At 44.0% G+C, this 18,152-nt stretch carries 19 protein-coding genes; 16 read left to right on the top strand and 3 right to left on the bottom strand.

Annotation, left to right across the window (positions count from 1 at the left end; all coding sequences use genetic code 11):
• The first annotated feature begins 35 nt into the window (after positions 1–35).
• The 9 genes from rlmN (at position 36) to KSX81_RS02925 (ending at position 8,260) form a co-directional block, all read left to right on the top strand.
• The gene (gene rlmN, locus KSX81_RS02965) at positions 36–1,070 is read left to right on the top strand and encodes a 23S rRNA (adenine(2503)-C(2))-methyltransferase RlmN (protein WP_008017001.1); all 1,035 of its coding nucleotides are present in this window, start codon (positions 36–38) and stop codon (positions 1,068–1,070) included.
• A gap of 18 nt (positions 1,071–1,088) precedes the next feature.
• Entirely contained in the window at positions 1,089–2,129 is a 1,041-nt protein-coding gene (locus tag KSX81_RS02960; protein WP_004309802.1) for a DUF4837 family protein, read from the top strand.
• Positions 2,130–2,133: 4 nt separating this feature from the next.
• Entirely contained in the window at positions 2,134–3,228 is a 1,095-nt protein-coding gene (gene pdxA, locus KSX81_RS02955) for a 4-hydroxythreonine-4-phosphate dehydrogenase PdxA (RefSeq protein WP_008645324.1), read from the top strand.
• 9 nt (positions 3,229–3,237) lie between these two features.
• On the top strand, positions 3,238–4,479 hold the full coding sequence (locus KSX81_RS02950; RefSeq protein WP_004309800.1) for a sigma-54 interaction domain-containing protein: 1,242 nt from the start codon (positions 3,238–3,240) through the stop codon (positions 4,477–4,479).
• Entirely contained in the window at positions 4,466–4,993 is a 528-nt protein-coding gene (lptE, locus tag KSX81_RS02945; RefSeq protein WP_004315825.1) for an LptE family protein, read from the top strand. The genes KSX81_RS02950 and lptE overlap by 14 nt, the downstream gene beginning before the upstream one ends.
• Positions 4,994–4,998: 5 nt before the next feature.
• On the top strand, positions 4,999–5,772 hold the full coding sequence (locus KSX81_RS02940) for a hypothetical protein (RefSeq protein WP_008775527.1): 774 nt from the start codon (positions 4,999–5,001) through the stop codon (positions 5,770–5,772).
• A gap of 6 nt (positions 5,773–5,778) precedes the next feature.
• The gene (gene secG / locus KSX81_RS02935) at positions 5,779–6,174 is read left to right on the top strand and encodes a preprotein translocase subunit SecG (RefSeq protein WP_004301890.1); all 396 of its coding nucleotides are present in this window, start codon (positions 5,779–5,781) and stop codon (positions 6,172–6,174) included.
• Positions 6,175–6,423: 249 nt separating this feature from the next.
• Complete coding sequence (locus KSX81_RS02930) at positions 6,424–7,812, top strand: MFS transporter (RefSeq protein WP_151928254.1); 1,389 nt, start codon at positions 6,424–6,426, stop codon at positions 7,810–7,812.
• Positions 7,813–7,909: 97 nt separating this feature from the next.
• Positions 7,910–8,260, top strand: a complete 351-nt coding sequence (locus KSX81_RS02925) for a PqqD family protein (protein ID WP_008645320.1) — start codon at positions 7,910–7,912, stop codon at positions 8,258–8,260.
• Between the two features lie 18 nt (positions 8,261–8,278).
• On the opposite strand, the gene KSX81_RS02920 is transcribed toward KSX81_RS02925, so the two are convergent.
• From KSX81_RS02920 to KSX81_RS02910, 3 genes are all read right to left on the bottom strand, one after another.
• Positions 8,279–8,563 (bottom strand): hypothetical protein, encoded by a 285-nt coding sequence (locus KSX81_RS02920; protein ID WP_004301893.1) that lies wholly within the window; start codon positions 8,561–8,563, stop codon positions 8,279–8,281.
• Positions 8,564–8,600: 37 nt separating this feature from the next.
• Positions 8,601–9,668, bottom strand: coding sequence for a DUF4831 family protein (locus KSX81_RS02915; protein ID WP_004309795.1), 1,068 nt, complete (start codon positions 9,666–9,668; stop codon positions 8,601–8,603).
• A 73-nt stretch (positions 9,669–9,741) separates the two neighbouring features.
• A complete protein-coding gene (locus tag KSX81_RS02910; protein WP_149953212.1) occupies positions 9,742–11,253 on the bottom strand; it encodes an NAD(P)H-hydrate dehydratase in 1,512 nt (503 codons plus the stop codon).
• Positions 11,254–12,198: 945 nt separating this feature from the next.
• On the opposite strand from KSX81_RS02910, the gene KSX81_RS02905 reads away from it, so the two are divergent.
• From KSX81_RS02905 to KSX81_RS02875, 7 genes are all read left to right on the top strand, one after another.
• A complete protein-coding gene (locus KSX81_RS02905) occupies positions 12,199–12,423 on the top strand; it encodes a winged helix-turn-helix domain-containing protein (RefSeq protein WP_004301899.1) in 225 nt (74 codons plus the stop codon).
• 192 nt (positions 12,424–12,615) lie between these two features.
• Positions 12,616–14,160, top strand: coding sequence for a peptide MFS transporter (locus KSX81_RS02900; RefSeq protein ID WP_004325025.1), 1,545 nt, complete (start codon positions 12,616–12,618; stop codon positions 14,158–14,160).
• A gap of 40 nt (positions 14,161–14,200) precedes the next feature.
• Positions 14,201–14,737 (top strand): hypoxanthine phosphoribosyltransferase, encoded by a 537-nt coding sequence (hpt, locus tag KSX81_RS02895; RefSeq protein WP_004308350.1) that lies wholly within the window; start codon positions 14,201–14,203, stop codon positions 14,735–14,737.
• Positions 14,738–14,796: 59 nt separating this feature from the next.
• Positions 14,797–15,366 carry an adenylate kinase gene (locus KSX81_RS02890; RefSeq protein WP_004301902.1) on the top strand — a complete coding sequence of 190 codons (570 nt, stop codon included), beginning with the start codon at positions 14,797–14,799 and terminating at the stop codon, positions 15,364–15,366.
• A gap of 89 nt (positions 15,367–15,455) precedes the next feature.
• Positions 15,456–16,619: a GTPase ObgE gene (gene obgE / locus KSX81_RS02885; RefSeq protein ID WP_008021004.1), complete on the top strand. Its 1,164-nt coding sequence runs from the start codon at positions 15,456–15,458 to the stop codon at positions 16,617–16,619.
• The gene (gene pgeF / locus KSX81_RS02880; protein ID WP_004308345.1) at positions 16,616–17,428 is read left to right on the top strand and encodes a peptidoglycan editing factor PgeF; all 813 of its coding nucleotides are present in this window, start codon (positions 16,616–16,618) and stop codon (positions 17,426–17,428) included. The genes obgE and pgeF overlap by 4 nt, the downstream gene beginning before the upstream one ends.
• A gap of 50 nt (positions 17,429–17,478) precedes the next feature.
• Positions 17,479–18,144 (top strand): B3/4 domain-containing protein, encoded by a 666-nt coding sequence (locus tag KSX81_RS02875; RefSeq protein ID WP_195651246.1) that lies wholly within the window; start codon positions 17,479–17,481, stop codon positions 18,142–18,144.
• Positions 18,145–18,152: the final 8 nt, after the last annotated feature.

The raw sequence follows: 18,152 nt of genomic DNA, 5'->3' as shown, positions 1-18,152 counted from the left end.
ACATTTGCAGATATAAACTATCAACAGAAAGAAGAATGTCTAAATATCCCCTTTTAGGAATGACTCTTGTAGAGCTTCAATCATTGACAAAAAGACTGGGTATGCCCGGCTTTGCTGCCAAACAGATTGCATCCTGGCTTTACGAAAAGAAGGTAGCCTCGATTGATGATATGACTAATTTGTCATTGAAACACCGGGAGTTGCTCAAGCAGAACTATGAGGTGGGAGCGGAAGCTCCGGTAGATGAAATGCGCTCTGTAGATGGTACGGTGAAGTATCTTTATAAAGTGGGTGAGAACCATTTTGTAGAGTCGGTTTATATACCGGATGATGACCGGGCAACGTTGTGCGTGTCGTCACAAGTGGGCTGCAAGATGAACTGTAAGTTCTGTATGACCGGCAAACAGGGGTATACCGCTAACCTGACCGCCAGCCAGATCATGAACCAGATTCATTCGCTGCCGGAACGGGATAAACTGACTAATGTCGTAATGATGGGAATGGGCGAGCCGCTCGATAACCTGGATGAGGTATTGAAGGCATTGGAACTACTGACCGCTACCTACGGTTACGCATGGAGTCCGAAGCGTATCACGCTTTCTACAGTCGGGCTACGGAAAGGATTGCAGCGTTTTATCGAAGAAAATGACTGCCACCTTGCCATCAGCCTTCACTCTCCGCTGACCGTTCAGCGTGCTGAATTAATGCCGGCGGAAAAGGCGTTTTCAATCACCGAAATGGTGGAACTGTTAAAAAACTATGATTTTAGTAAACAACGTCGACTTTCGTTTGAATATATTGTTTTTAAAGGGCTCAATGATTCGCAGGTCTATGCCAAAGAGTTGCTGAAACTTCTTCGCGGGCTGGATTGCAGGGTGAATCTGATTCGTTTTCATGCCATACCGGGGGTAGACCTTGAGGGGGCGGATATGGATACGATGACCCGTTTTCGTGATTATCTGACGTCACACGGACTTTTCACCACTATCCGTTCATCCAGAGGCGAAGATATTTTTGCCGCTTGCGGTATGCTGTCGACAGCGAAACAGGAGAAAAATAATGAAAGTTAATATATAAAACCGAACATCATGAAAAAGTACTCTTTTATTTTATGCATCGCTTTGGTAGCCTTTGTCGTTGCATCTTGTGGTCTGAAAGGAAATCACACCTCTAGTGGTCGTGCTTACGAGCTTTTGGTTGTAGTAGATCACGGTGTTTGGGATCGTGCTGCCGGAAGGGCTTTACATGATGCGCTCGATGCTGATATGCCCGGTTTGCCGCAGTCGGAACCTTCTTTCCGGATTATGTATACTTCACCGAAAGATTATGATTCTACGCTGAAGTTGATACGTAACATTATTATTGTAGATATACAGGATATATATACGAAAGCCTCGTTCAAATATGCGAAGGACGTGTATGCCAATCCGCAGATGATATTGACTATCCAGGCTCCGAACGAAGAAGAGTTTGAGAAGTTTGTGGAAGAGAACAAAAAGACGATTGTCGACTTCTTTACCCGTGCGGAAATGAACCGTCAGATTACGTTCCTGGAAGGGAAACACAGTAATTTCATTTCGCAGAAAGTGGACAGTTTGTTCGGATGCGACATCTGGGTGGATGCCGAACTGGCTAATTCAAAGACCGGGGATGATTTCTTCTGGGCTTCTACCAACACAGGTACTGCCGACCGTAACTTTGTGATGTACTCTTATCCGTACACTGACAAGGATACGTTTACCAAAGAATATTTTGTGCACAAACGTGACTCCGTGATGAAAGCCAATATCCCCGGATTCAAGGAAGGCGTTTATATGTCGACCGATAGTTTGCTGACCGATGTCCGTCCGATCAATGTACAGAACAGCTACACAATGGAAGCACGTGGCCTGTGGCGTATGAAGGGCGACTTTATGGGTGGTCCGTATGTGTCTCATACTCGTCTGGACGAGAAAAACCAACGAATTATTACAGCAGAAATATTTGTTTATTCACCTGATAAAATGAAACGCAACCTGGTACGCCAGATGGAAGCATCTCTGTATACACTGAAACTTCCGAATGAAGTTCAGCAGAAGCAGATTCCATTGGGAGAAGCATCTAAGGAAGCGGAACAAACTAATAAATAAAAACATGGAAGATAACAAGATAAGGATAGGTATCACCCAAGGAGATATTAACGGGGTGGGCTATGAGGTGATTCTTAAGACATTTTCCGACCCTACGATGTTGGAACTATGTACTCCGATCATTTATGGCTCACCGAAAGTAGCGGCTTATCATCGCAAAGCGCTGGATATACAGACCAATTTCAGCATTGTCAACTCTGCTACCGAAGCGGGGTACAACCGTTTGAGCGTTGTGAACTGTACGGATGATGAGGTGAAAGTGGAATTTTCCAAACCCGATCCCGAAGCCGGTAAAGCTGCGTTGGGGGCTTTGGAACGTGCCATCGAAGAATATCGCGAAGGATTGATAGACGTTATCGTAACAGCTCCGATCAACAAACATACGATTCAGTCGGAAGAGTTCTCCTTCCCCGGACATACGGAATATATCGAAGAACGTCTGGGCAATGGTGATAAGTCATTGATGATTTTGATGAAGAATGACTTCCGGGTGGCTTTGGTGACGACACATATCCCTGTCAGAGAGATTGCGACTACGATTACCAAAGAGCTGATTCAGGAGAAACTGATGATATTCCATCGTTGTCTGAAACAGGATTTCGGTATCGGCGCTCCGCGTATTGCGGTGCTCTCTCTCAATCCTCATGCCGGAGACGGTGGTTTGTTGGGAATGGAAGAGCAGGAAGTGATTATCCCTGCCATGAAAGAAATGGAAGAGAAAGGAATCCTTTGCTACGGTCCTTATGCGGCCGACGGCTTTATGGGTTCAGGCAATTATACTCATTTTGACGGTATCCTGGCGATGTATCACGATCAGGGGCTGGCTCCGTTCAAGGCCTTGGCTATGGAAGACGGGGTGAACTATACGGCAGGACTGCCGGTAGTACGTACTTCTCCGGCTCATGGAACGGCATACGATATTGCAGGTAAGGGAGTGGCTTGTGAAGATTCTTTCCGTCAGGCAATCTATGTTGCCATCGACGTGTTCCGTAATCGTCAGCGGGAAAAAGTGGCTCGTGCCAATCCGTTGCGTAAACAGTATTACGAGAAACGTGACGATAGTGATAAACTGAAGCTGGATACAGTAGACGAAGATTAAAAACGAGTGATGACGAAAGCAGAGATACAACAAGTGAAACAGCGTTTCGGTATTATTGGAAATACTGAAGCATTGTCGCGCGCCATAGATGTTGCCATTCAGGTAGCTCCTACCGATTTGTCTGTGCTGATTACCGGAGAAAGTGGAGTCGGGAAAGAAAGTTTTCCGCAGATTATTCATCAATATAGCCGGAGGAAGCACGGGCAGTATATTGCTGTCAACTGTGGTGCTATTCCGGAGGGTACGATTGATTCCGAACTGTTCGGACATGAGAAAGGTGCGTTTACCGGTGCGATTGGCGAACGGAAAGGGTACTTTGGCGAAGCTGACGGCGGTACTATTTTTCTTGATGAAGTAGGGGAGTTGCCGATGTCTACCCAGGCACGTTTGCTCCGTGTACTGGAGAGTGGCGAGTTTATGAAAGTAGGTTCGTCCAAAGTACAAAAAACGGATGTGCGTGTGGTGGCGGCTACCAACGTCAATCTGACACAAGCGATTGCAGAAGGACGTTTCCGTGAAGATTTATATTACCGGTTGAATACGGTGCCTATCCAGATACCGCCTTTGCGTGAACGTGGTGACGATGTGCTCCTGTTGTTCCGTAAGTTTTCCGCAGACTTTGCAGAGAAATACCGGATGCCTGCTATTCAGTTGACGGAGGATGCGAAGAAAGAGTTGTTGGCTTACCCGTGGCCAGGAAACGTGCGTCAGTTGAAGAATATCACCGAGCAAATATCTATCATTGAAACCAATAGGGAGATCTCTGCTGCTATCTTGCAGAATTATCTTCCCGCACAAAATACGCAACGTCTTCCCGCGCTGATGGGAACGCGTGAGAGTAAAGGCTTTGAGAGCGAACGGGAGATTCTTTATTCTGTTCTGTTCGATATGCGCCAGGAAGTGGCGGAGCTGAAGAAGATGGTGCACAACCTGATGGCGGAACGTGCCGGACAGGTGGGGCAGGTAGGACAAATGGGAACGGTGGTTACTACTCCGGTAGTGACGGCGCATCAACCTTCGGTACCTGCTATCATTCACACCATGCAGCCCACGGTTTGCAAGGATGATGATGACATACAAGACACGGAAGAATATGTAGAAGAATCTCCTTTGTCACTGGACGAAGTGGAGAAAGAAATGATACGCAAAGCACTTGAGAGGCATCATGGAAAGCGGAAGAGTGCGGCCAAGGACTTGAATATTTCCGAGCGTACACTCTATAGAAAAATAAAAGAATATGAATTGGATTAAGAAAATAATACGCCCTTTGTTACTGTTCGGCTTGCCGTTGGTAGTCATTGCGTGCACTGTTTCCTATAAGTTTAACGGATCGTCTATCAATTATGATAAGGTAAAGACCATTTCGATAGCCGACTTCCCGATCAAGTCGGAGTATGTGTATGCTCCGTTGGCAACCAAGTTTAATGAGGACCTGAAAGATATCTTCATCCGGCAGACCCGTCTGCAACTGCTCAAGCCGAGTCAAAATGCCGACTTGCAGATTGACGGAGAAATCACAGGTTACAATCAGTACAATCAGGCTGTATCTGCCGACGGTTATTCTTCGGAGACGAAGTTGACTATCACCGTTAATGTACGTTTTGTCAACAACACCAATCATGCCGAAGACTTTGAACAACAGTTTTCTGCGTTCCGTACCTACGACTCTAGCCAGTTGCTGACTGCCGTACAGGACGGATTGATTGCTGAAATGTCTAAAGAGATCACCGACCAAATTTTTAATGCAACTGTAGCAAACTGGTAATATAAATGACTTCTGTTAACTTTCAACAATGGATTCAGCATCCCGAGACGCTGAATAGGGATACTTTGTACGAACTGCGCAATCTTCTTGCGAGGTATCCGTATTTTCAGTCACTTCGTCTGCTGTATCTGAAGAATCTGTATATTCTCCATGATATTAGTTTTGGTGGAGAACTGCGGAAAGCAGTTCTTTACATTGCAGACAGACGGCAGTTGTTCCGGTTGATTGAAGGTGACCGCTATGATGTGCAGGCACGGAAAAAGGGAGTACCTCTCACGGAGGTGCTGAAAGACGAACCGTCCGTAGACCGCACATTAGCATTGATCGACGCTTTCTTGTCCACAGTACCCGAAGAGGTGACTGCCCGCACCAGCTTCGACTATTCGATGGATTACACCTCTTATCTTTTGGAGGAGACTCCGGCCACGGAACAGCCGGCCGAAGAAACGCCCAAACTCAAAGGCTACGAACTGATTGACGACTTTATAGAAAAGAGCGAGAGCGACTCTCCCCTCTGCAAGAAACCTTTAAGAGAAGAAATGCCATCTTCGCCAACCTCTTCGGACGAACTTACCGAAGAAGAAACGATGAAGGAAGAAGAGGAAGATGACAGCTGTTTTACGGAAACTTTGGCAAAAATCTATGTTAAACAGCAACGATATTCAAAAGCTCTTGAAATAATTAAAAAATTAAGCTTGAAATATCCAAAAAAAAATGCTTACTTTGCAGACCAAATCAGATTTTTGGAGAAATTGATTATTAACGCTAATTCAAAATAACTAAAAATGTACTTATTATTCGTTATCTTAATGGTTATTGCAGCCTTGTTGATGTGTTTCATCGTGCTGATTCAGAACTCAAAAGGAGGCGGACTTGCTTCTGGTTTCTCTTCATCTAACGCCATCATGGGCGTGCGCAAGACTACAGATTTTCTGGAAAAAGCAACATGGGGCTTAGCTATCTTCATGGTGGTAATGAGCATTGCTACTGCTTATGTAGTTCCTCGCTCTGCTGTTGCTAAAGACGCAGTGTTGGAACAGGCACAGAAAGAACAACAGACTAACCCGTATAACTTACCCGCAGGTACGGCTGCGCCGCAAACTGAAGCTCCTGCTACCAATGCACCTGCTACAGAAACTCCGGCACCGGCTACTGAAACTCCTGCTCCTGCAGCAGAGTAATTCACTCCGTTGTCAGGTAAGACTTTGGGGTAAAACCATTAATGGGAAGGTGCAGACGGATGCTGCATTTCTTTGATATTTAAGTGCGGATTACGCAGATTACACGGATTTTCAATCTTCCGCGTGGTCAGTGTAATCCGCACTTAACTTTTTCTTGTAAAAACAATCTCTTTTTGATAGAAACAAACGAGATTTAACTACCTTTGTTGGTCGTATGAAGATTATTAACTACTATTTTTAAATATAACAATGACAGAACATTTGAAACAGAAATTGAATGACTCCGCCGTACTCCGATGGAGTGTTCTAGCATTGGTCGCATTTACTATGCTATGCGGCTATTTCCTCACCGACGTAATGTCTCCTCTAAAACCCATGCTTGAGAAAGAACTACTATGGGACAGTCTTGATTATGGTTTCTTCACAAGTGCTTACGGGTGGTTTAATGTATTCCTATTGATGCTGATTTTCGGTGGTATCATTTTGGATAAGATGGGAGTTCGTTTTACCGGAATGGGAGCTTGCTTATTGATGGTGTTTGGTTGTGGATTGAAATACTATGCGATTTCTACTACTTTTCCGGAAGGTGCCATGCTCTTCGGATTCAAAACACAGGTAACCCTGGCTGCATTGGGGTATGCTATCTTCGGTGTAGGTGTGGAAATTGCCGGTATCACAGTTTCCAAAATTATCGTGAAATGGTTCAAGGGTAAGGAAATGGCATTGGCTATGGGACTTGAAATGGCTACGGCACGTATCGGAACAACTCTGGCAATGGTGCTCACGGTTCCTTTGGCCGACTTTTTCGGATCTACGGATGAGAGTGGCACATTTCATACCAATATTCCTGCTCCGATTTTGTTTTGTCTGATTATGTTGTGCGTGGGTACGATTGCTTTCTTCCTTTATACTTTCTATGATAAGAAGTTGGATGCTTCTTTGGATGCAGAAGGATTGGAGCCGGAAGAGCCGTTCCGTATGAATGATATTGTGTATATCATTACCAATAAAGGATTCTGGCTGATTGCATTACTATGTGTATTGTTCTACTCGGCTGTATTCCCCTTTATCAAGTATGCTGCCGACTTGATGGTGCAGAAGTATAACGTAGATCCGAAGTTGGCGGGAACGATTCCCGGATTGTTGCCGATTGGTGCGATTATCCTGACTCCGTTGTTCGGCTCGCTTTATGACCGTATTGGTAAGGGAGCCACATTGATGATAATCGGATCAGTGATGCTTATTTTTGTGCATACGATGTTTGCTCTGCCTATACTGAATATATGGTGGTTTGCTACTATCATCATGATTATATTGGGATTTGCCTTCTCGTTGGTGCCTTCAGCTATGTGGCCGTCTGTTCCGAAGATTATTCCGGAAAAACAGTTGGGTACCGCATATGCATTGATTTTCTGGGTACAGAACTGGGGATTGATGGGTGTTCCTTTGTTGATCGGATGGGTGTTGAATACTTATTGCAAAGGTCCGGTAGTAGACGGTGCACAGACTTATGATTACACGTTGCCGATGGCTATTTTTGCTCTCTTTGGTGTGCTTGCTCTGATTGTGGCTTTGATGTTGAAGGCAGAGAACAAGAAGAAGGGATACGGTTTGGAAGAGGCGAATATCCAAAAGTAACTAGGAAATTCAATACCTAAAGTAACAAAGGAATTTTGTATCAAGGTGTAAACAGAAGAGTATCAGTATGAATACTCTGAAATAAAAAATAAGAAGTATGGCTGCCAAAGAGAAAATCAACCTGTTAGAGGTCATTCCCTGTCGCAGTGAACATATTACAGCAGAAAGGGAAGGGGAGACAATTGTGCTCTCCTTTCCCCGTTTTAAATATCCGTGGATGCAACGCTTCCTTGTGCCAAAAGGAATGTCGAAAGAACTTCATGTGAAATTGGAAGAACACGGTACAGCTGTATGGGAACTGATAGATGGAAAACGCAATGTTCGTGAGATTATAGAAAAACTCGCAGACCACTTTCAAAATGAAGAGGGCTACGAGTTGCGTGTATCGGCTTATCTTTCTCAAATGCAGAAAGATGGATTTATAAAACTGGTGATACCAGTCGTATAAATAGGAACTTATTATTATTTATTTGATAAATACAGCCCAAAGTATGACGGCAATTGCTATCAGGACTCCCATGATAATAAGCGTTCCCCAAACAAAATAATTGCTGTCTTTCTCTTTCTTTTTCTCCGAGTCGTGGATGATACGTTCCATTTCTTCGGGGGTGGTGTTGGGTAGTGGATAAGGTTCGTTTGCACGGTTTAGATGCTTCAACTTATCGTTAGCACGTTCACGACGTAGGCGGGAAGCTTCCCGTCCCTCTTTTATTCGGCGTATCATGTCGAATGCATGTCCTTCACCAACCATATTCTTTGTTTTTTAGAAGTTCACTTCCTTCGTTTTTCTATTTCCCTTCTTCTCTGTCCACTTTGAGCAATCCTCCCGTATTCGGATCAAAATAAACTTTGATGGTAGAATTCTTGTTGAACAAAACCGGAGCCAGATATTCTATCACACCAAATTGGGTAATAGGAAGCTCACCTTCGTAAAGTTTCTTTTTACCGTCGGTCAGTGTAACCATAGCTTGTCCGGGTACGTTGTAGGCGATTCCATCCAAATCTTTCTTCTTCTTACCATCTTCCTGTGGCATCTTGACCGATTTCAGGTCTTTCAGACTGATATAAAACGGAGTTCCTGCCAAATCATTGTTGGCAACTACACCTAACTTCTTCGAGAAGCGGAAAGCAACTTCATTGTTGAATTCCTTGTCAGGGGTAAGGCGGACAGTGAATGTTCTCTCTTCTTTGTTGCAGGTGCCGGAGAACATTTGCGTCATGGCTTCTTCCTGTGCATTCAGATTGTCGAGCATAATCTTAAGCTGTGCTCCGTCTGAAGGCATATTGTCAGCCTGTCCGCGCAATAAGGCATTTTTGCTTTCGCGGATGTTATAGATTTCTTTAGCCACCAGCTCGGCCATCTTGGCGGTAGAGCTAGCCATCAGAATCTCTTCGGTCAGGAATTCGCGAGGATTCGCTTTCTTTTGGAGGACTGCGGGGGCGGGAGCAGCTTTTTTGCCTACACTGCTATTGCTGTAAGGAACATTGATCGTTTTCACAATGCCATCCTCTGTCAGTTCCATAAGCGGTGCTACTGTCTTATCCTTCAATTTTACGAAATACGTAGTTTCGCTGTTGGGCACACCTACGGATTTCACTTTTACGCTAGCCAGTTCCCAGTACTCTTCAGGATCGGCGGAGACGTTGGTCAGTCGCAGGTAACGATCAGCATATTTGCTGAATTCTCCCGGAGTATAGTTGACTTTGTTGGCTTTTATTTCAAGTTCTATTTGGGTTTTGGGAAGACTGTAAACCACTCCATAGTCTTTTCCTCGGGTAACCCCTGTCAGTACTTCGGTTTGTGCATAGGCGGACGTTGTCATTAGTAGTCCTGCTGCTATAATCAACTTTTTCATATTCGGTTCTTTTTTAACTGGTTTTGAAAACAAAGTTAATGAAGTTATTGAAAAAAGGGTAAGTTCTTAACTTTTATTCGCTTACAAGTTGCCATGCTGTCGGCAGACAGGTGATAATATCGCTTGCGATCATTCCGATCATTCCTTGCTTCTTTTGAGCGACATCGCCCGCCAATCCGTGAATGTAAGTGCCGATTTTAGCGGCTTCTTCGGTTGAGTAACCTTGGGCAAGCAGTGCCAGGATTACTCCGGTCAGTACGTCACCGCTACCTCCGGTTGCCATTCCCGGATTTCCGGTTGGGTTGAAGAAACATTTACCTTCTGGGGTGATAATGGCGGAGTAGGCTCCTTTTAAAATAATGTGAACATGGGCGGCACGAGCCAATTCGCAAGCCTTCATCAGACGTTCGTAAGAGTCCTGGCATTTGCCGGTCAGACGTTCCAGTTCTTTCGGATGCGGGGTGAGGATGGAACCCTTCGGCAGGTGGGTAAGTGCATGACGGTGGTTGGCGAGGATATTAAGTGCGTCGGCATCCACCACAACAGGAGTCTGGCAATGTTCCAGTTGCTCCAATAAAGCAGCTTCCGTTTCCTCGTTTCGTCCCAGCCCTGGGCCGATGCCGACTGCTTGATAGTCGTCCGTGTCGGTAGGTACGGCAAAACAGGTTTCGTTGATGTCGGTTTCTACGATTGCTTCGGGTATGGAGGTTTGCAAGATGTCGTTGTTGCACATTGGCGCATGGACAGTCAGCAACCCTACTCCCGAACGGAGGCAGGCGCGGGCAGCGAGAACAGAGGCTCCTGCCATTCCTTTTGAACCGGCAATCAATAGTGCATGGCCGAAGTTCCCCTTGTGGGCAAACTGTTTGCGTGGCTTGATGAGTGAACGGATTTGCTCTATTTCCAACATTTCGTAGTTCGTTTCCATCTCTTCAATACCGTCTTCGCTTAATTGGATGTCCAGCACTTCCCATTCTCCGACAAATTCCGTGTTCTCTGCGAAAAGAAAGGCGAGCTTCGGCAGTTGCAGACTGAAAGTTACGTCGGCACGGATAATATTAGCTTTTACGTTGAATGTGTTTTCTTCTCCCATCAGTCCGGAAGGAATGTCGATGGCTACTACCATAGCAGGGGAGGAATTGATGTATTTCACTACGGCAGCGAATCCGCCGCTTAACGGTTTGTTCAGGCCTGAACCGAATAATCCGTCGATTACCAGATGGTCGGGCGTCAGGACGGGAGGTACGAATTGGGTACTGATTTCGTGGAATTTTACTTCTTCCATCATTTCTACCAGTTCTTTATTGGTTTGGCAGTCGGGTGAAAGTTCTCCTTTCGTGTTGAAGAGAAATACCTCGATTTTATATCCTTTTTCAGCCATCATGCGGGCTACGGCGAGAGCGTCTCCGCCATTATTCCCCGGTCCGGCAAAGATAGTGACCGGCGTTTCCGTATTCCATCTGTCTGTGATGGCTTTTGTTAATACGGTTGCTGCACGTTCCATCAGATCGATTGATGCAATAGGTTCGTTCTCAATGGTATAAGCGTCCAATTTCTTGATACTGCTGCTTGGAAATATTTTCATTGCGATGTTCTTTTAGTTTTCGGATTACAAATGTACATGATTCTTCTGACTTTTCCCGTTTGTTGTGGGAAGAAAACCATAATTGCAACTTTTAATTCATCATTAGTTCTATCTTTGGGTCAGAGAAATATCTGCTTTTGAACTATTAAGTGTTAGAATAACTCCGCCAAAAAATAATTCAATGCAGCACCATTATGAACTTACTTTTATTTCTCCTGAAAAAGATTTCTTCATTTCATTTCTCATATTCTCATTGTTTTTCGATAAACGAAAGCTAATCAAATAGATATCTTATGAGAAACACTTTTTCGAAACGGTATTTCTCATAAGTTCTCCCATATTTTGGCTCAAAAGCCACCTTATTCTCATAGTATTTCAGGGTATTTCTCATAGTCAAAAGCCATTTGTTCTTCCTTTTTTCTTTCAGCCTGCCTTATTTTTATCAGGAAATGAAGCTACTATTTAGATAAAATAGTGGCTTTTTGCTTGAAGATGCTCATTGGTCTCGATTGTCCCATATATTGTGGGAAAGTATTCTCATATATTGAAGGAAAACTTTCCCATAAAATAAGGGAATACTTTCCCAAGCCTTAGGGAATCTTTTCCCACAATATGTGGGACTAAGACACTGTGTATGGAAGCAAGCAAAAGGAATACATAGTTCTATTTATTCAATGTCAGCTTCCGGTACACTACACTATGAGAAATGAAAATGAAAAATCTTTTTCTGTAGAGGCGCGGATGAAAATTGTGTTTAGTTTATCGCCATACCTTCTTAAACAAATTTTTAATGCGGTTCCCCTTATTAAGCCTTTGATTATTTGCCGTTTCCGATAAAAATGTTATCTTTGGAGATAGATAATGTGCATCACATCATTTTCCAGTGCTCACAATGAAAATGAATTAAAATCTAAATAACGGATTGTTTAATCTTCTAAAGTTTGCATGATGGAAAAGACAAAAATTGGCTTGAATGCCGGGAAAGTATGGCGCATCTTAAATGAAAAAGGTGAACTTTCAATGTTCGATTTGTGCCGTGAATTAAGTTTGACGTTTGAAGACGTAGCTCTCGCTATTGGTTGGCTGGCCCGAGAAGACAAAATCTTTTTGAGGAAAAGAGAAGGAATGCTTTTTGCCAGTATCGAAAATGTCGAATTTACTTTTGGCTAAGGTGGTAGCTAACCTACATTTAAGATGGATCTCCACTTTATTATTTACACTGCTAAAAAAGTAATGAAGTGGATCAGTAGGATTTTTATGCTCGTTTTTACTATTCCCCCTATTATTCTGTTTGATAAGAGAAGCATCTAATCTACTTTTTCTGTACCTTTGCACCCCATAAACTACTAAACACATAAATTCATGAGTGCATTGAAAGGGCATCCGAAAGGCCTTTATCTGATTTTCGCGACAAGCACGGCAGAACGTTTCAGTTACTACGGTATGCGTGCGATCTTTATTCTTTTCCTGACGCAGGCATTATTGTTTGACAAAGAAGCGGCAGCATCCATCTACGGCAGCTATACCGGACTAGTTTATTTAACCCCGTTGATTGGCGGATACATTGCCGATAAATATTGGGGAATCCGTCGTTCCGTGTTTTGGGGAGCGGTAATGATGGCAGTCGGACAATTCCTGATGTTTATGAGTGCCTCCACTTTAGATAATACGAACCTTGCCCACTGGATGATGTATGGTGGACTCGGCTTCCTGATTCTAGGCAATGGTTGCTTCAAACCCACTGTCTCTTCTCTGGTAGGTCAGCTCTACGAACCCGGAGACAGGCGGTTGGATGCTGCATACACCATTTTTTATATGGGAGTGAATGTAGGCTCTTTTGCTGCTCCTTTGATTTGTGGTTATCTGGGTGATACCGGTGATCCGCATGACTTTAAATGGGGATTTCTTGCAGCCGGAATCATGACACTGTTCACCGTTGTTCTTTTCGAGACTCAAAAGAATAAATATCTTTTTTCTCCTTCCGGAGAACCGATTGGTATTATCCCCGATGCTAAACGTGAAAAGAAAGAAGACAAGGCCGACCATATCTCACACCCGAAGATGGACAAACGTACCAAAGTACGTAATACCCTTGTAATCACAATTCTTACCATTGCTTTAATAGCCTTCTTTAACTATGCATTTGAAGGCGATTGGGTGAGTATCGGCATTTTTACCGCCTGCATTGTTTTCCCTGTTCTGATCCTGTTAGACGGTTCATTGACAAAAATAGAACGCAGCCGTATTTTCGTTATCTATATAGTAGCCTTCTTTGTCATCTTCTTCTGGGCAGCCTACGAACAGGCGGGAGCTTCTTTAACTCTCTTCGCATCCGAACAGACGAATCGTGACATATTCGGTTGGGAAATGCCGGCTTCATGGTTTCAATCCTTCAATCCACTGTTTGTAGTTGTCCTGGCATATATCATGCCGGGTGTATGGGGGTTCCTGAACAAGCGAAAGATGGAACCTGCTTCTCCTACCAAACAAGCGATTGGTCTGTTACTCCTTTCTTTAGGTTATCTTTTCATCTGTTTCGGAGTGAAAGATGCAGTTCCCGGAGTGAAAGTGAGCATGATTTGGCTGACAGGACTTTACTTTATTCATACCATGGGTGAAATAGCTTTGTCGCCTATCGGACTTTCAATGGTAAATAAATTGAGTCCGCTGCGTTTCGCTTCCCTGATGATGGGAATCTGGTATCTGTCTACTGCCACAGCCAATAAATTTGCGGGAATGTTGAGCGGACTCTATCCGGAAGCCGGAAAAGTGAAGTCAATCTTTGGTTATCAGATTGCTACCATGTATGATTTCTTTATGGTATTCGTCGTAATGTCCGGTGTTGCTTCGTTGATTCTGTTCCTTCTCTCGAAGAAATTACAGAAGATGATGCACGGGGTAGAATAAAAAATCGTATTTTTGCAAGGTTATTTTTAAATTACCGGTTATGGATACCATTCAGATAAAAGACAAATTGTTTACCGTTTCCATTAAGGAACAAGAAATTCAGAAAGAAGTGATTCGCGTAGCGAACGAAATCAACCGCGATTTGGCAGGTAAGAATCCGCTTTTCCTTAGTGTGTTGAACGGTTCGTTCATGTTTACTGCTGATTTACTGAAGCACATCACCATCCCTTGTGAAATCTCATTTGTGAAGTTGGCGTCTTATCAGGGCATCACTTCCACCGGAGTGATTAAAGAGGTAATCGGCCTGAATGAAGACATTGCCGGACGTACCATTGTGATCGTAGAAGATATCGTAGACACAGGACTGACGATGCAGCGACTGCTCGAAACATTAGGTACACGCAATCCCGAAGCTATTCATATCGCTTCTCTGTTGGTGAAACCTGAAAAGCTCAAGGTAAACCTCAACATTGAATATGTAGCGATGGAAATCCCGAACGACTTTATCGTAGGTTACGGACTGGATTATGATGGTTTCGGACGTAATTATCCCGATATTTATACAGTAGTAGATTAATATTAAATAGGTACCAGTTTAAATGGTAAATAGTAAATCGTTAAATTGTAAATAACAAAATGTTGAACATCGTAATTTTCGGTGCTCCGGGTTCAGGAAAAGGAACACAGAGCGAACGTATCGTAGAAAAGTATGGAATCAATCACATCTCGACAGGAGATGTATTGCGTGCTGAAATCAAGAATGGCACAGAACTGGGTAAAACAGCTAAAGGTTATATCGACCAAGGTCAATTGATTCCTGATGAATTAATGATTGATATTCTGGCAAGCGTATTCGACAGCTTCAAAGATAGCAAAGGGGTAATTTTCGACGGTTTCCCAAGAACAATTGCACAAGCAGAAGCATTAAAGAAAATGTTGGCAGAAAGAGGACAGGACGTTTCTGTAATGGTTGACTTGGATGTTCCGGAAGAAGAACTGATGGTACGTCTCATTAAACGTGGCAAGGATTCCGGTCGTGCTGATGATAACGAAGAAACAATCAAGAAACGTCTGCATGTATATCATTCACAGACTGCTCCACTGATCGACTGGTACAAGAACGAAAAGAAATACCAACACATCAACGGCTTGGGTACTATGGAAGGTATCTTCGCTGAAATCTGCGAAGCAGTAGATAAATTGTAATAATACAATATTATAAATAAATAAGTCAGTAGCCGGAGTGTTCTAATTAACTGCTCTAACTACTGACTACTTTAACTCTTTAAAAAAATATGGCTGAGTCGAATTTTGTTGATTACGTAAAGATATACTGTCGCTCGGGTAAGGGCGGAAGAGGCTCTACGCACATGAGGCGCGAGAAATATTGTCCTAACGGAGGTCCCGACGGGGGCGATGGTGGAAGAGGAGGTCATATCATCTTGCGCGGTAACCGTAATTACTGGACATTGCTGCACTTGAAGTATGACCGTCATGCAATGGCCGGTCATGGTGAATCGGGGAGCAAAGGACGTAGTTTCGGAAAAGACGGTGCGGATAAAATAATAGAAGTACCCTGCGGAACGGTAGTTTATAATGCCGAGACAGGGGAGTATCTTTGTGACGTAACAGAAGACGGACAGGAAGTGGTCTTGCTCAAAGGCGGTCGCGGCGGTCAGGGTAACTGGCATTTCAAGACGGCCACCCGTCAGGCTCCGCGTTTTGCGCAGCCGGGAGAGCCGATGCAGGAAATGACCGTTATCATGGAGCTGAAACTGCTTGCCGATGTCGGTCTGGTAGGTTTCCCGAATGCGGGAAAGTCAACTTTGCTTTCTTCCATTTCGGCTGCCAAACCGAAAATTGCCGATTACCCGTTTACTACGCTCGAACCCAACTTGGGCATCGTTTCCTATCACGGTGGAAAATCCTTTGTGATGGCGGACATACCGGGTATTATCGAAGGTGCCAGCCAGGGGAAAGGTTTGGGACTGCGTTTCTTGCGTCATATCGAGCGTAATTCATTACTGCTGTTTATGGTTCCGGCAGACAGCGACGACATTCGTAAAGAATACGAAGTCTTGCTGAACGAACTGCGTACCTTCAATCCTGAAATGTTGGACAAGCAACGTGTGTTGGCTGTCACCAAGAGTGATATGCTCGATCAGGAGTTGATGGACGAGATTGAACCTACATTGCCGGAAGGCATTCCACATGTATTCATATCTTCTGTTTCCGGTTTGGGCATCTCGGTGTTGAAAGACATCCTTTGGGAAGAACTGAACAAGGAAAGCAATAAGATAGAGGACATCGTTCACCGTCCGAAAGACGTGACCCGTCTGCAACAGGAACTCAAAGACATGGGCGAAGATGAAGACATCGTTTATGAATATGAGGAAGATGTCGACGATGACGATGATATCGATTATGAATACGAAGAAGAAGATTGGGAAGAAAAATGATTTCACTTACAAAACATAACGAGTTGAAGGGATATAAGTCACTGGAGGCATATCCCGAAGTAGCTCATTTTGTAACTACGCGTCACGAAGGTATAAGCACCGGAGCTTACGGCTCTTTCAACTGTTCGCCTTATACCAACGACTCATGTATGAATGTCAATCGCAATCAGAGCTGGTTGTTTCAGTGCATGAATCATCAGATAAAGGAATTATTTATTCCTGAACAGAATCATGGCTGTGCCAGTCTGATTATCAATGAATCATTTTTTAAAGAATCATTGGAAATGAGACGGCTACTTCTGCGAGGAATGGATGCCTTGATAACTAATGTGCCGGGATATTGCGTTTGTGTCACGACGGCGGATTGTGTTCCTGTATTGCTGTACGACAAAAAACAACACGTTGTGGCTGCCGTTCATGCCGGATGGAAAGGAACAGTGAAGCATATTGTCAGTAATGTGATGGACCACTTGAATAAGATGTTCGGGACGCAAGGCGAAGATGTGATAGCTTGCATCGGGCCGAGCATTTCGCTCGAATCATTTGAAGTAGGTGATGAGGTGTATGATGCTTTTGAAGAAAGCGGCTTCGATATGTCTCTTATTTCTATGAAGAAGAAGGAGACGGGCAAATATCATATTGATTTGTGGGAAGCCAACCGGATTGAATTACTGAATCTCGGAGTGCCTGCAGAACAGATAGAAGTGGCCGGAATCTGTACCTATATTCATCATGATGAATTCTTCTCTGCACGTAGACTGGGAATAGATTCCGGTCGTACATTGTCGGGAATAATGATTAGAAAGTAATAATTAGCGTCCGTAATCGCAGGACGCTGATGATTGGTTTATGATAAGTTATGTTTGAAATAAAAGTATCTAAAGAAATAAAAGACGCATGCCCGGTTTTTGCCGGAGCCGCCGTGTATGCTGCGGTGAAGAATACTGCTTACAACGAAGGGCTTTGGCAGGAAATCGACGCTTTTACTAGGCAACTGACTTCCACAACACAGATGGAAGACATCAAACATCAACCCGTTATCTTTGCTACCCGTGAGGCTTATAAACGTTGTGGCAAAGACCCCGGACGTTACCGCCCGTCAGCCGAAGCTCTACGCCGCCGCCTGATGCGTGGAATTCCTTTATATCAGATTGATACGTTGGTAGACCTTATTAATTTAGTGTCTCTTCGCACAGGACATTCGATCGGTGGTTTTGACGCGGACAAAATACAAGGTACGCATCTTGAACTCGGTATCGGCAAAGCAGGAGAACCGTTTGAAGGTATCGGACGCGGTGTATTGAATATCGAAGGATTACCTGTATATCGTGATTCTTTCGGCGGAATCGGAACCCCGACAAGCGACCATGAACGTACGAAGATGGACCTCGAAACTACTCATATCCTAGCCATAGTCAACGGTTATAACGGAAAAGAAGGTTTGCGAGAAGCTGCTGAAATGATACAGACCTTATTAAGAAACTATACAGAATCGGATGGAGGCGAAATCGTATTCTTCGAATAATTAGAATG

It is taken from the genome of Bacteroides sp. MSK.18.37, from assembly GCF_019129155.2.
In the GTDB taxonomy this organism is placed as follows: domain Bacteria; phylum Bacteroidota; class Bacteroidia; order Bacteroidales; family Bacteroidaceae; genus Bacteroides; species Bacteroides ovatus.
This window is presented reverse-complemented; position numbering and strand designations above follow the sequence as displayed.